General features: G+C 69.1%; 11 protein-coding genes. 4 read left to right on the top strand and 7 right to left on the bottom strand.

Annotated elements, in window-relative coordinates; genetic code table 11:
• Nucleotides 1-9: 9 nt before the first annotated feature.
• Nucleotides 10-654: an ATP-dependent Clp endopeptidase proteolytic subunit ClpP gene (clpP, locus tag C7411_RS10510; RefSeq protein ID WP_110384267.1), complete on the bottom strand. Its 645-nt coding sequence runs from the start codon at nt 652-654 to the stop codon at nt 10-12.
• A gap of 173 nt (nt 655-827) precedes the next feature.
• On the opposite strand from clpP, the gene C7411_RS10505 reads away from it, so the two are divergent.
• Nucleotides 828-1,940, top strand: coding sequence for a sigma-70 family RNA polymerase sigma factor (locus C7411_RS10505; RefSeq protein WP_110384266.1), 1,113 nt, complete (start codon nt 828-830; stop codon nt 1,938-1,940).
• 19 nt (nt 1,941-1,959) lie between these two features.
• Here the strand turns inward: C7411_RS10505 and C7411_RS10500 are convergent, their stop codons facing one another.
• The 3 genes from C7411_RS10500 to C7411_RS10490 all read right to left on the bottom strand — a co-directional run bounded on the left by C7411_RS10500 (nt 1,960) and on the right by C7411_RS10490 (nt 6,570).
• A complete protein-coding gene (locus C7411_RS10500; protein WP_110384265.1) occupies nt 1,960-3,231 on the bottom strand; it encodes an EAL domain-containing protein in 1,272 nt (423 codons plus the stop codon).
• 291 nt (nt 3,232-3,522) lie between these two features.
• The gene (gene mdtD / locus C7411_RS10495; protein ID WP_110384264.1) at nt 3,523-4,965 is read right to left on the bottom strand and encodes a multidrug transporter subunit MdtD; all 1,443 of its coding nucleotides are present in this window, start codon (nt 4,963-4,965) and stop codon (nt 3,523-3,525) included.
• 147 nt (nt 4,966-5,112) lie between these two features.
• Complete coding sequence (locus C7411_RS10490; protein WP_110384263.1) at nt 5,113-6,570, bottom strand: aminotransferase-like domain-containing protein; 1,458 nt, start codon at nt 6,568-6,570, stop codon at nt 5,113-5,115.
• A 251-nt stretch (nt 6,571-6,821) separates the two neighbouring features.
• On the opposite strand from C7411_RS10490, the gene C7411_RS10485 reads away from it, so the two are divergent.
• Nucleotides 6,822-7,202: a DUF2917 domain-containing protein gene (locus C7411_RS10485; protein ID WP_110384262.1), complete on the top strand. Its 381-nt coding sequence runs from the start codon at nt 6,822-6,824 to the stop codon at nt 7,200-7,202.
• A gap of 34 nt (nt 7,203-7,236) precedes the next feature.
• On the opposite strand, the gene C7411_RS10480 is transcribed toward C7411_RS10485, so the two are convergent.
• Nucleotides 7,237-8,487 carry a citrate synthase family protein gene (locus tag C7411_RS10480; protein WP_110384261.1) on the bottom strand — a complete coding sequence of 417 codons (1,251 nt, stop codon included), beginning with the start codon at nt 8,485-8,487 and terminating at the stop codon, nt 7,237-7,239.
• 144 nt (nt 8,488-8,631) lie between these two features.
• On the opposite strand from C7411_RS10480, the gene C7411_RS10475 reads away from it, so the two are divergent.
• Nucleotides 8,632-10,071 (top strand): CoA transferase, encoded by a 1,440-nt coding sequence (locus tag C7411_RS10475; RefSeq protein ID WP_110384260.1) that lies wholly within the window; start codon nt 8,632-8,634, stop codon nt 10,069-10,071.
• Between the two features lie 21 nt (nt 10,072-10,092).
• Here C7411_RS10475 and C7411_RS10470 read toward each other — a convergent pair whose 3' ends face one another.
• Nucleotides 10,093-10,839: a GntR family transcriptional regulator gene (locus tag C7411_RS10470; protein WP_110384259.1), complete on the bottom strand. Its 747-nt coding sequence runs from the start codon at nt 10,837-10,839 to the stop codon at nt 10,093-10,095.
• 158 nt (nt 10,840-10,997) lie between these two features.
• On the opposite strand from C7411_RS10470, the gene C7411_RS10465 reads away from it, so the two are divergent.
• Complete coding sequence (locus C7411_RS10465; protein WP_110384258.1) at nt 10,998-11,843, top strand: aldo/keto reductase; 846 nt, start codon at nt 10,998-11,000, stop codon at nt 11,841-11,843.
• 243 nt (nt 11,844-12,086) lie between these two features.
• Here C7411_RS10465 and C7411_RS37410 read toward each other — a convergent pair whose 3' ends face one another.
• Nucleotides 12,087-13,055: a hypothetical protein gene (locus C7411_RS37410; RefSeq protein WP_110384257.1), complete on the bottom strand. Its 969-nt coding sequence runs from the start codon at nt 13,053-13,055 to the stop codon at nt 12,087-12,089.
• Nucleotides 13,056-13,352 lie beyond the last annotated feature (297 nt).

The following is a 13,352-nucleotide window of genomic DNA, read 5'->3' as shown; positions in this document are numbered from 1 at the left end:
CACCGCGCCTTAGCGCAGCAACGGGTCGTCGCGCGACTCGAGCACGCGGTCGATCAAGCCGTACTCGGCGGCCGCCTCGGCCGACATGAAGTTGTCGCGGTCGCTGTCGTGCGCGATCTGCTCGATGCCGCGTCCGGTACGCGCGGCGAGCATCGCGTTCAGGCGCCCGCGCAGGTACAGGATCTCGCGCGCCTGCAGCTCGACATCGGCCGCGGTGCCCTGACCGCCCCCCGAAGGCTGATGGATCATGATGCGTGCGTTAGGCAGTGCGAAGCGTTTTCCCTGCGCTCCCGCGGCGAGCAAAAACGACCCCATGCTCGCGGCGAAACCCGTGCACAGCGTCGAGACATCGGGCTTGATGAACTGCATCGTGTCGTAAATGGCGAGTCCGTCGTAGACCGAGCCGCCCGGCGAGTTGATATAGAGGCTGATGTCCTTGTCCGCGTTTTCCGCTTCGAGAAAGAGCAGTTGCGCGACCACGAGACTGGCGCTTTGTTCGGTCACCGGGCCGACGAGGAACACGATGCGCTCGCGCAAGAGGCGCGAGTAGATGTCGTAGGCGCGCTCGCCGCGCCCCGAGGTTTCGATCACGGTCGGGACGAGATTGAGCGCGCTCGGCGGTAATGCTGCATGATTCAGTGCGAAGGATGGCATGACTGGCCTCGTGTTTTTTCCGTTGACGGCGCGATTGCACCGCTGCTGCCATGACGTCCGGCGCAGCCCGCGCGTGACGCAAATATTTTTGCGTGCGACTGTCACGCCGGCCGCGTGCCGAACGTCATGAGGGAAACGGGCGAAAGCGAACGCATGGCGAAGGAGCGAAGCGAATGACGCGGGCGATCGACACAATCGAAGGAACGAGTCTGGCGGGCGCCGGGCGCAATGAGGCTGCGACCCCAGTGAGCGGCGAGGCCGGGCCCGGCGCAGCAGCCTGGACCGACGCGCGCCGCGCCGCCGCCTTCGGCGAGGCGCGCGGGCGGCTCATTGCGCTGGCCGCACGCGTGCTGGGCAGCCGCGCGGAGGCCGAGGACGTCGTGCAGGACGCGTGGTTTCGCTGGCGCGACGCCGATGCACAAGCGTTGCGCGCACCGCAGGCATGGCTTGCCACCGTCACCGTGCGCCTCGCGATCGACCGGCTGCGGCGCTTGCGTCGCGAGCATGCGGGCGAACACGAGGCCGCATGGCTCGACGACGCGTCTCCGTCGGCGGAAGAGGCGGGCTTGCGCGCGCGGCGCTTCTCGGACGCGCTGCTGCTTCTGCTCGAAAGGCTGGGACCGCTCGAGCAGGCGGTGTTCGTGCTGCGCGAGGCCTTCGACTGCGACTACGCGCAGATCGGCGCGCTCACCGGCTGCACGAACGAGCACTGCCGGCAGATCGTGCGGCGTGCCCGGCTTCGGCTCGCCCGCGAGGCTGCGCCGCAGGCGATGCCACCCGACAAAGTGCAGCACGCGCGCACGGTCGAGCGTTTGCGCGATGTGCTGCACGCACAGGATCGCGCGGGATTGATGGACTTGCTCGGCGTGACGGCAAACGCGCTGGTTGCGGCGAGCGTGGGCGAAGCGGCTCAAAATCAGGCCCCGCAAGAAGCACCCGCCGCGCGCGTTCTGCGCGCCGAAGCGCTTGCGCTGGACGGCGAGCCCGGCGTGGCGCTCGTCGCGCAGGACGGCGCGCTCGCGGCCTGGCTGCATGTGCGCGACGACCGCTGCGGGCTGCCCGAGCCGGTCGTTTGTATTGCGGCGATGGAAGAGGGGAGCGCGGGGCCGGCCAACCGGCTCCAGGCGGTCAACCGGGCTTTCGGCGGCGACGCGGTGCGCAAGATGCTGGCCCGGCTCGCCTCGAGCGATGGCGCGGCGTGCGTGTCCACCCTCGGCGTCACCGTTCGCGCGTCCACCGCTCACGGCTGCGCGACGCTGTTCGCACAGCCGCTCGTCCTCGCGTGAGCCTCAGCCTGAACGCACGCTAGCCGCGCAGGGCGGCGTCCCAGTTGATATCGACGCACAGCACCTGTACGCCGTGTTCCGTCTGCAATGCGACCGACGCCGTGACGCACAGGTGCGCCTCGTTGATCGACAGATAGGGGGGCGTGAACTGCACGCGGCCCGGCGCCCTCATCGCACCGATGAAGTACGGGCGCCGCTCCCAGCTCGCGCCTTCCGAATGCAGCAGCGGCCGGAAGCGCTTGGCGCGCTGCGACGTGCGGCCGTCGGGCAGCACGTTGTCGCCGATCTGGCGGCCCGAGCCGTCGAGCAGGAAGCAGCGCGCCGTGTCGTCGAGGCCGAGCAGCGGCAGCGTGGCGTCGCTCATGTTCGCGCCTTCGGCCAGCTGCTTCGCCGCCGCTTCGATGGCGCTCACGTACGGCGCGAGACGCGCCGACTGCGCACGCTCGCGCGCGGCCACGCGCTCGCGCAGGCGAGCCGAAAGATCGTCCATGAGCTGCGCGGCCCTGGCGGGCGGCACCGGCTCGACGTCGGGCCGCGCGAAATACGCGCCCTGCACGAAATCGGCGTTGCTCTCCAGCGCGATCAGCGCGTCGCGCTCGGTCGAAAGGCCGCCCACGAGCACGAGCTGTCCCGACTCGTGCAGCATCGAGACGAGCCCCGGCAGCACGCGCTCGATATGCGCATGGCGGCTCGCCTGGGCAAGCAGGCTGCGATCGAGCGTGACGATGTCGGGCCGCAGCTGCCACACGCGGTCGATGTTCGAATGCTTGGCGCCGAAGCCATCCAGCGCGATCACGAAGCCTGCCTTGCGCAATCCGTCGATGATTTCCGCGAAGCGCGAATTTTCGCCGCCCGCCTGTTCCGACACTTCCAGCACCACGCGCTGCGGCTGCAGGCCGAGCGCCTTGAGGCCGGCGAGCAGGGCGTCGCCGTAGCTCGTGTCCATGAGCGCGGCGGGGTGCAGGCTCAGAAAGAGCCATTCGTCATGCGAATCGAACGCGTTGAAGTTGCCCAGATGCAGCGATTCCGCGAGGCGCCCCAGTTCGAGCAGGTCGCCGCGGCGCGCCGCCTGCGTGAACACCTCCTGCGAGGGCGCCTGCTGCCCGTGCTCGTCATGCGCGCGCAGCGACGCGTGATAGCCGATCGCGCGCCGGTGCGCGACCGAAAACACGGGCTGGAACACGCTGAAGACGGTGTAGCCGCCGTACAGCACGGTGCGGCGGGCACCTTCTTCGCCGGCGATGGGGCGAGACTGGAAGCCGGGGGGATCGAGGTCGATCATGCTGGTCATTTTCGTTTCGATGTCGCGCGGGACGGACGTGACGGACGGGACGCGTGAGCGTCAAGTTTACAGGATAGGACAGCAAAAAGTATGCGAGTCCCAAGTCCCGTGGCCATTTGCCTGTGCGAGGGCGCACGCTGTTTCGGGATGGCGTGCGGATTGGTGCGCGAACCCGGCGCGAACCCGGGCGACGCACGGCCGCGAGGCGCGCCGCACCTTTGCGGTGCGCGCGCCGGCGGCGAAGATGCAGCCGCAACGACCGCCGCAAGGGCTGCGGCCCCCGGCTTGTCAGGTCCGCTGTCAGGTCCGCTCGGACGGATCGGTCTTCTTCGCGGTGCGGCGCAGGTCCGGGGAGAGCTGCGCGAAGATCCACGACGACCCCGCCGTGATGATGCCCACGCAAATGAAGGTCGCGTGGAATGCCGGAATCACGTTCTCGCCAGTCTTGTGGCCGATGATGCCCGTGAAGGTGGTGAGCAGCGCGCCCGCGACGGTCACGCCGAGGCTCATCGAGAGCATTTGCACGAGCGAAAAGAGGCTGTTGCCGCTGCTCGCGCCGCCCGTGCCGAGATCCTTGAGCGTGAGTGTGTTCATCGCCGTGAACTGCATCGAGTTCACGGCGCCGAATACCGCCAGTTGCGCGATGCGCATCCACAGCGGCTCATTGGGCGTGGAAAGCGCGAAGCTCGCCATCATGAGGCCCACGAGCACCGTGTTCGAGACCAGCACGCTGCGGTAGCCGTAGCGCATGATGAGATACGTCACGAGGCGCTTGGAGAACATGCCCGCGGCGGCCGTGGGCAGCATCATGAGCCCGGCCTCGAAGGCCGTGTAGCCGAGCGCGACCTGAAGCAGCAGCGGAATCAGATACGGCATCGCGCCGCTGCCGATACGCGCGAACAGGTTGCCGAGCAGGCCCACGCTGAACGTGTGGATCTTGAACAGATCGAGCGAAAAGATCGGCCGTGGCGTGCGCACCGCGTGCAGCCCATAGGCCACGAACGCGGCAAGCGAAAGGATGAAGAGCACGAGCACCGTGGCGTGCTGGATGCCGAACTCGCTGCGGCCGTCGAGCGCGAATGAAATCGCGAGCATGCCGATGACGAGCAGCAGGTAACCCGGCAGGTCGAAGCGCGGCGTGTCGGGGTTGCGGCTGTCGGGCATGAAGATGAAGGTGGCGACGCAGCCCACCACGCCCACCGGCACGTTGATGAGAAAGATCCAGTGCCACGAGGCGATCTGCACGAGCCAGCCGCCGAGGGTCGGGCCGATGAGCGGGCCTATCAGCCCCGGAATCGCCACGAACGAGAGCGCGGGCAGATAGCGATCGGCGGGAAACGTGCGCAGCACGGCAAGACGGCCGACCGGCAGCAGCATCGCGCCGCCCACGCCCTGCGCGACGCGCGAGACTACGAGCTGGTTCAGCGTATGCGCGCTCGCGCACAGGAGCGAACCGACCGTGAACACGAAGATCGCGCCGAGGAATACGCGACGTGTGCCGAGCTTGTCCGCGAGCCAGCCCGATACGGGGATCATCACCGCCATCGTGAGCGAATACGCGATGACGACTGATTGCATGCGCAACGGTAGTTCGCCAAGGCTTCTCGCCATCGCCGGCAATGCCGTGTTGACGATGGTCGAATCGAGGGTCTGCATGAAGAAGCCCGTGGCGACGAGCCACAGCATCACGGACAACGAGCGGGGCGAAGGCGTGGTGCTGGACGCAGCGATGGATTCGGACATGGGCGAAGAGAGGGGCGCGCAGGCAAGCGCCATTGTAGGGAAAACGGCGTGCCCATGCAGACAGCCGGGCCCGCCGCCGCGCATGTGGCGCAGGTGGCGCAGGTGGCGTACGTGGCGCGTGCGCCGGGGCGGGCGGCGCCTGCGCGTTCATCCGGGCAGACGCGCCGCCGCCGCGAAGAATGCCTGGGCGCGCGGGTCGAGCGTGAGCGCCACGTTGATGCGGATCCACGGGCTCGTCTCGCCTTGCGGGCGGAAGTGGCTGCCCGGCGAGACCGCCACGCCGAGCGGCTCGCCGCAGGCTGCGAGGCGTGTGGAATCCTCCACGTGCGGCACGCGTGCCCAGACGAACTTGCCGCCCGTTTGCGCATAGCCGCGCGCCGCGCTCGCCGCGGTCGACGACGACGCCGAAGCAACGCTGCCGAACAGCTCCCACCCATGCGCTTCGAGTGTGCGCGTGGCGGACCCTTGCGCTTCGGCGATGCGCCGGCGCAGCCGTTCGAGATATTTGCGATACGCGCCGCGCTCGAGCAGCGTGGCGGCCACGGCCTGCGTGAAGCGCGAGCCGCTGATGGTGGTGAGCGCCTTGATGGCCGCGAGATCGCGCACGATCGCCGGGCTGGCCACCACGTAGCCCACGCGCAGCGCCGAGGAGAGCGTCTTCGAGAGGCCGCCCACGTACACGACGTGCTCGAACTGGTCGAGCGCCGCGAGGCGGTCGGTGGGGTCGGCCTGGAAGTCGGCGTAGATGTCGTCCTCGACGATCGTGAAACGGTGCTCGCGCGCGAGCTGCAGCAAGCGGAACGCGACAGGCGGCGAGATCGTCGAGCCGGTCGGGTTGTGGAACACGGTGTTGACGAAGAACGCGCGCGGATGGTGCTCGGCGAGCATCGCGTGCAAATGGTCGAGATCGGGACCGCTTGCCGTGCGGCGGATGCCCACGAGGCGCACGCCGTGCAGTTTGAGCAGGCCGTACAGGTTGTAGTAGCCGGGGTCCTCAACGAATGCCGTGTCGCCGGGCTTGAGCATGTAGCGCATGAGCAGGTCGAGGCCTTCGCTCGCGCCTTCGGTAATGAGGATCTGCTGTGTCTCGGCGGCGATGCCAAGCGGCGCGAGCCGGTTGCGCAGATGCTCGCGCAGCGTGGCGTCGCCTGTTGGCGTGCCGTAGTCGACGAGGCTCGCGGGGTCGCTGCGCGACACATGACGGATCGCCTGGCCGAGCGCGTCGATGTCGCGCCACGCCTGCGGGATCGAGCCGCTGTCGAGCTGCAGCAGCTCGCCCTCGCGTTCGAGCTGGCTGAGCAGATGGCCCGATTCGTCGGCGGCGTTCGAGAGGTCGCAGGTGCCCATGCCGGAGAGTCCCGCGCGCGCGTGCTCGCTCACGTAAAAGCCCGAGCCGTGGCGCGAGTCGAGATAGCCGAGCGAGACGAGCCGGTCATAGGCCTCGATCACGGGAAAGCGGCTGATGGCGTAGTCGGCGGCGAACTGCCGGATGGACGGCAGGCGCGAGCCCGGGTGCGCCGCGCGCGAGCGGATCCACGTCTGCACGCCGGTGACGATCTGGTCGGTGAGCGGCACATCGCTCGCGCGGTCGAGTTCGAGTTTCATCTGGGTCTCGCTGGGTATGCCGCCTGGGTTTGCCGCCTGGGTTTGCCGGTTGAGGCTGCGGTTCGAAACGGCAGTGACTGTCCGGTTTTTTGGCTGCACAGTTCCAGATGAACTGTTCGGAACTGTACATGGGATCGGGTGTCACTGACCGCAATAATGCTCCTACCGGGAAGGCGCTTCAAGTCCTTGTCAGCCAGCCTTCCTGTGGCCGTCCGAGGGGACTCGGCGGCCGGTCTGCAAGGAGCACGGCAATGCGCGAAATCCGAATCTTCGAACTGGAACATGGCGAGCCCGTCGAAACCTGGCGGCTCGCGCAGCCCATGCAATTGCATGTGAGCGAAGGCGAACTCTGGCTCACGATCGCGGGCGACGCCGGCGACTACTGGCTGCGCGCCGGCGAGTCGATCGGGCTCGCCGCGGGCGTGCGCGTGCATGTGAGCGCGGGCCGTGAAGGGGCGCGTTTCGTGCTGGCGCTGGGCGGCGCAACCGCCGCTGCGCCAGCGTGGACGGTGGCGCCGGTCGACGTGGAACGCGTGCGCGCGGCGGGTGCGAGCGGTGTCGCGGCGCGCATCGGCGAGGCGTTGCGCGGCTGGGTGCAGCGCGGGCAGTGGGGTGTCCGGGCGGCGGGTTGAGCCGGGTCGACCCGGGTTGACGCTGCCGTTCGTGCTACGCGATGTGCCGCGCGGCATGCGCCGTATCGCTCGCCATTTCCCCCACGTAGCGTGCGCGCGGACGGATCAGCCGGCCGTCGGCGGCCTGTTCGAGCGCATGCGCGATCCAGCCCGTTACGCGGCCCGCGGCGAACAGCGTGAACGCCGCTGCGCGAGGCAGCCCCAGTACGCGCTCGATGGCCGCAAGCGCGTAGTCGAGCGTCGGCCGCGCGCCGCTCGTCTCGGCCACGGCCTGGGCGAGCGCGTCGACTTCGTCCATGGGCGAGCGCGCCGGCGCGCGTTGTGCGAGCAGGTCCAGCAACAGGCGCGCGCGCGGGTCGCCAGCGGGATAGAGCGGGTGGCCGAAGCCGGGGAGCGGCACGGCCGCGCCGAGTTCGTCGGGCGCGAGACGCTCGGCGAGATAGCGATGCAGGTCGTCGGCGCGCGCGGCTTCGTCGAAGAGCGCAGCCACACGCGTGGTTTCGCCGCCGTGGCGCGGCCCGGCCAGGGCGGCGAGGCCACCTGTCGCCGCGCCGAACAGATGCGTGCCGGTCGAAGTGATGCAGCGCACGGTGAATGTCGACGCGTTCAGTTCGTGGTCCGCGCACAGCACGAGCGCGGCGCGAAGCAGGTCGGTTTGCGCGCGCGAGCGCACGCCCCACGCCTCGCCTAGCTGGCGGTGCAGCGGCTCGCCCGACGGTGCGGCGGAAACGAGCGCCGCCGCGAGCAGGCGCATGAGCATCGCACCGGTGTCGATTTGCGCGTCGCGGCCCTGCGCCCAGATGCGCGGCATCTGCGCCGCGGCGGCGGGCAGCAGCACGAGCGCACGTTCGAGCGGGGTGTGCCCGCTCCAGAACTTCAGCCATGCCGACCATTGCGCGGCCGCGATGGGCGCCTCGGGCGCCTGCAGCACGCGGCGTGGCGCGCATTGCCACAGCAGCGCCGCGACCTCTTCGAGCGAGGCCTGACGCGCGAGCGCGATGGCGTCCTCGCCGCGATAAAAGAGCTTGCCGTCGGCGATCAGCGTGATCGACGATTCGAGCACCGGCACGCCCCAGTCGAGCACCTTCTGCGCGATCTTGCCCGCGCGCTTGCCGTCGGCCTTGCGGCGCGCGAGGCGGCGCACCTCGGCGGCGTCGTAGCGGTTGTGGCGGCCATGGGGCGAGGGCGCCGAGGCGATGAGTCCGCGGCTCACATAGGCGTAGAGCGTGGCGCGGCTGATGCCGAGTTCGGCAGCGGCTTCTTCCGCGGTCATATAGCTGGACATGGTGGCCCGCCTCCTGAAACCGGAGAAATCAATCTATGTTGATCATGATAATCAAGATTGATCGGGGATTCGAGCGGCGCGACGATGCGTGACATCGCTTTGTCTCGTTTTCTCCTCGCTTTGTTCGCACAAGGACTGCACGCCATGACGCCACGCGACGCGCTCGAACACCTCTGGATGCTGGCGGGCTGCGACCCGTCGGCGCTCGACTGGCTCGACATGGCAGGCGCCGATCCGGGCCTGCCGTCGATCTTTCGCGTGGGCACGCTCGCGGCGGCGAGCATTGGCGCGGCAGGGCTCGCGGCGGCGCAACTGCACGCGCTGCGCACGGGCCGCCAGCAGCGCGTGGCGATCGACGTGCGCCGCGCGCTCGCCGCGTTTCGCAGCGAGCGCTATCTGAGCGTGGACGGCAAGCCGCCCACGGAACTGCGTCACCCGGTGACGGGCCACTTCCCGACCGGCGATGGCCGCTGGATTCAGCTGCACGCGAACTTCCCGCATCACCTCGCGGGCATCCTGCGCGTGCTCCAGTGCGCGGACGACCGCGACGCCGTGGCACGCGCGATCCTTGGCTGGGAAGGCGCGGCGCTCGACGACGCGCTCGCCCAAGCGGGCCTGTGCGCCGCGCTCGTGCGCGCGCCGCGCGAATGGGCCGCGCACGAGCAGGCGAAGGCGGTGGCGAGCCTGCCGCTGTTCGAGATCGAGCGTATCGGCGACGCACCCGCCGAGGCGCCGCGAGCGGGCCCGGCAGTGGCCACAACCGCGCGCCCTCTGGAAGGCGTGCGCGTGCTCGACCTCACGCGCATCATCGCGGGGCCGGTGGCGGGGCGCACGCTCGGCCAGCACGGCGCGGACGTGCTGCTCATCAACGGCCCGCATTTGCCGAACATCGCGCCGCTCGTGATCGACAACGGCCGCAGCAAGCGCTCGGCCACGCTCGACCTGCGTGACGCAGCCGCGTGCGAGCAGTTACGCGCACTGGCGCGCGACGCCGATGTGTTCGTTCAAGGCTATCGGCCGGGCACGCTCGCCGCGCGCGGTTTCGCGCCCGCAGCGCTCGCACAGGTGCGGCCCGGCATCGTGTGCGTGTCGATCAGCGCGTATGGGCATCGCGGGCCGTGGCGCGAGCGGCGCGGCTTCGATAGCCTCGTGCAGTCGGCGAGCGGCATCGTGTGGGCCGAGAGCGCCGCCGCAGCAAGACATGGCAACGGCGCAGCAGGTGGGCAGCCGTTCGCCACGGCCCGCCCGCTGCCGTGCCAGGCGCTCGATCACGCTACGGGCTATCTCGCCGCGTTCGGCGCGATGGTCGCGCTCGCGCGGCGCATGCGCGAAGGCGGCAGCTGGCACGTGCGCCTTTCGCTCGCGCAAACGGGCCGCTGGCTGCAGACCATGGGCATGCTCGAAGACGGCCAGCAGGCGCCCGAGGTGCGCGCTGCCGATCTCGCCGATTGTCTGGAGGAAATGGATTCGCCGTTCGGGCGCGTGCGTGCGGTGGCACCCGCCGAGCGGCTCGAACTCACGCCTGCGTTCCATGCGCGGCCGCCGGTGCCGATCGGCCGCGACGCGCCGGTATGGAACGACTAGGCGTTGCCGCGTTTTCGCGCGCTACTTGCGCAATTCCGCGACGAAATCGTAATAGTCGTTACGGCAGTAGGTATCGGTGAGTTCGATGGCGTGCTGATCGGCGGTATAGCCCACGCGCGTGATGAGCAGCAGCGCGTCGTTGGGCGCGATGCTCATCTGCCGCGCGATTTCCTCGCTCGCGTTCACCGCGCGAAAGTGTTGCAGCGCGCGCACGATCGAAAGCCCGCGCTGTTCGAGAAAACTGTAGAGCGAGTCGCCGATTGCATTCGGGTCGGGAATCAGCGCCGCCGGGAAGGTGGAGTTCTCGACGGCCATGACGATGCCGTCGGCCAGACGCAGGCGCTTTAAGCGCGTGACGGCCGCTGCCGGCGAGAGCCCGAGCTGGATCACCTCATCGCGGCTCGCGGGCTGGATTTCGCGCGAGAGCCAGCGCGAGCTCGGCGTGAAGCCGCGCTGACGCAGCATCTCGCTGAAGCTCGTGAGGCGCGAGAGCGGGTCTTCGATGCGTGGCGTGATGAAACTGCCCGCGCCTTGCGTGCGGCGAATCAGGCCCTGCTCGACGAGCAGCGCGATCGCCTTGCGCGCCGTGATGCGCGAAACGCCGAGCGATTCCGCGAGTACGCGCTCCGAAGGCAGGGCTTCGCCCGCGTTCCAGCGATTGTCGTGAATGGCAAGGCTCAGCTTGCGCGCGAGCTGCAAATAGAGCGGCGTGTCGTTGTCCGGGTCCGGGCGCAGGTCGCGCCAGCGGTCTTCCGTGGGTGCGTTCATGGGAGGCAGGCATGAAAGGCGAACGGCAATTTTATGTCATCGATGCGCGATCGCGGAAATGAACGGCTTGCGAGAGTGCGTATGACCGCATTGCGCGCGAGGCGATACACTGGCCGTTCTTTGCCAGTCAGCGCCGTTGCAGCGCGCAGAGGGAGATCATGACGACCGATATCGCAAGCGTGGCGTTGCCGGACGGCGAACGCATTCCGAAGCTCGGGCAGGGCACATGGGAAATGGGCGAGCGCAGCGCGCACCGCGCGGCGGAAATCGCCGCGCTGCGCGAAGGCGTGGCGCTCGGCATGACGCTCATCGACACCGCCGAGATGTACGGCGACGGCGCGACCGAGCGCCTGGTCGGCGAGGCCTTGCAGGGCCTGCGCGACGAGGTGTTTCTCGTGAGCAAGGTGTATCCGCACAACGCGAGCCGCAGCGGGGTCGCGCGTGCGTGCGAGGCGAGCCTGAAACGCCTGGGCACCGACCGGCTCGATCTCTATCTGCTGCACTGGCGCGGCGGGGTACCGCTCGAAGAGACGGTCGAAGGGTTCGAAGTGCTCGTGCGCGCAGGCAAGATCCGTCACTGGGGCGTGAGCAACTTCGACACCGACGACATGGAGGAGCTGTTCGCCACGCCTCGCGGCGACGCGTGCGCGACCAACCAGATTCTCTACAACATCGCGCGGCGCGGCGCGGAATTCGACCTGCTGCCGTGGAGCGCGGCGCATCGCATGCCGGTGATGGCGTATAGCCCCGTCGATCACGCGCGCTTGCCGAGGCGTTCGCCGCTCGACGACATCGCTCACGCACACGGGGTGTCGGTCTATCGCGTGGCGATGGCGTGGGTGCTGGGTCAAAGCGGGGTCTGTGCGATTCCGAAGGCCGCTCGCGTGGAGCACGTGCGCGACAACCGCGCGGCGCTCGATCTCGTGCTTGGCGCCGAAGAGCATGCGGCGCTCGACGCGTATTTCAAGCCGCCGCGCAGCAAGCGTGAGCTGGAGATGCTGTAGGGCGTGAGTGGGGCACGCTGCTCGCGCGCGGTCATGGTTCGCGCCGGCGTATGGCGAGCGGACAGCCGCGGTGGCCGCCTGGGAACGCCACGCGCATCGCGCATCGCGCATCCGGCGACCGGCCCACGGCGGCGGTGCCCGGCCGGGGGACCGGGACGCCGCCGCCGACGCCAGGACTGGCGCGCCTGGCCGTCGCGCCAGATCGGAGTGGCTGCAGCGGTTTGCCTGCACCGCCGTACAGGTTCAATGGCCGCTGCCATGGCCGCCACCGTGTCCGCCGCCGTACCCGCCGCCCGGGCCGCCCGACGGTCCACCTTTGCCGAATCCTCCTCCGAAGCCGCCGCCGAATCCGCCGAAACCTCCGCCGAAGCCGCCTCCGAATCCGCCTCCGAATCCGCCCGAAGGGCCGCTTGCCGATCCACCGTGGCTGCCGCACCCACAGCCGCCTGAACTGCCGCCGCTGTTGCTTCCGCCACCGCTGTTGCCACCGCCGTTATTGCCGCCGCCGCTGTTGCTTCCGCCACCGCTGTTGCTTCCGCCACCGCTGTTGCCACCGCCGCTGTTGCCACCACCGCTGTTACCACCACCGCTGTTGCTACCACCGCTGTTACTACCGCCGCTGTTACTACCACCGTTGTTGCCACCGCCGCCACCTTTCCCACTGCCGCCTTTCCCGCCGCCGGAGTTGCTGGAACCGCCTCCCGAACCGCTCGGTCCCGTCCCTCCCACGCCAGAGCTGCCGCTGCGGCCGAGCCCTCCCACGCCAGAGCTGCCGCTGCGGCCGAGCCCTCCCGTGCTGGCCGTCGCGGCGCCCGCGCCGCTGCTGCTGCCGCTGCTGCCGCTCGACGAACCCGAGCCGCCATGGGCGCCGCCGTTGCCCCGGAAACACGCGCCGCCCGCACGGCTGATGCAATCGTGCGGCGCGAACACCGTAGAAATGTCGCTCGCCAGCGTCGCTGAATCGGACTCCGAATCAGTTGTCGACAGGGTGCCTGTGGCAGGCGATTGCGCAGCAGCCGGCGCGCTGAAGGCTCCGAAGCCCTCGGCCCCGCTCGCCGGCAAAGGTGCATCGGCGAGCAGGATCACCGGATTGATGACATCGCCTGCGGCGTGCGCCGCGATCGCGGGGAACAACACGCCCGCGCCCACGGCACACATGCCTGCTCCCCGTCTGATCAAATAGCAGTACCGGTAAATACTGGTCTTTTTCATCTTGTTCTCCCCGCAGGGCGGCAGCGTGATGCGCTGTCGTCTCCCGTGCTCCCGCGCAGGCCGCACGCCTTGTGCGCATGCGCCGACTCCGTCAGGCTCTCCACTCGCTTCGCGCCGGCATGTCAGGTTCGATCCAGCTGAAGCGGTACTCGCCAAACAAAAGGCACCCGGTCAGGCCGCGCGCAAGACGACCGGTTTGTGCAGGACTGCTTGTGGATTGTCGGAACCCATCGCGTGGGACGGCAGATTACAAGCGCGTCGAGCGGCCGGTCATTCGTCCGCCCGGTGCGGCGACCC

Source organism: Paraburkholderia silvatlantica (assembly GCF_003096715.1).
GTDB classification, from domain to species: domain Bacteria; phylum Pseudomonadota; class Gammaproteobacteria; order Burkholderiales; family Burkholderiaceae; genus Paraburkholderia; species Paraburkholderia silvatlantica.
This window is presented reverse-complemented; position numbering and strand designations above follow the sequence as displayed.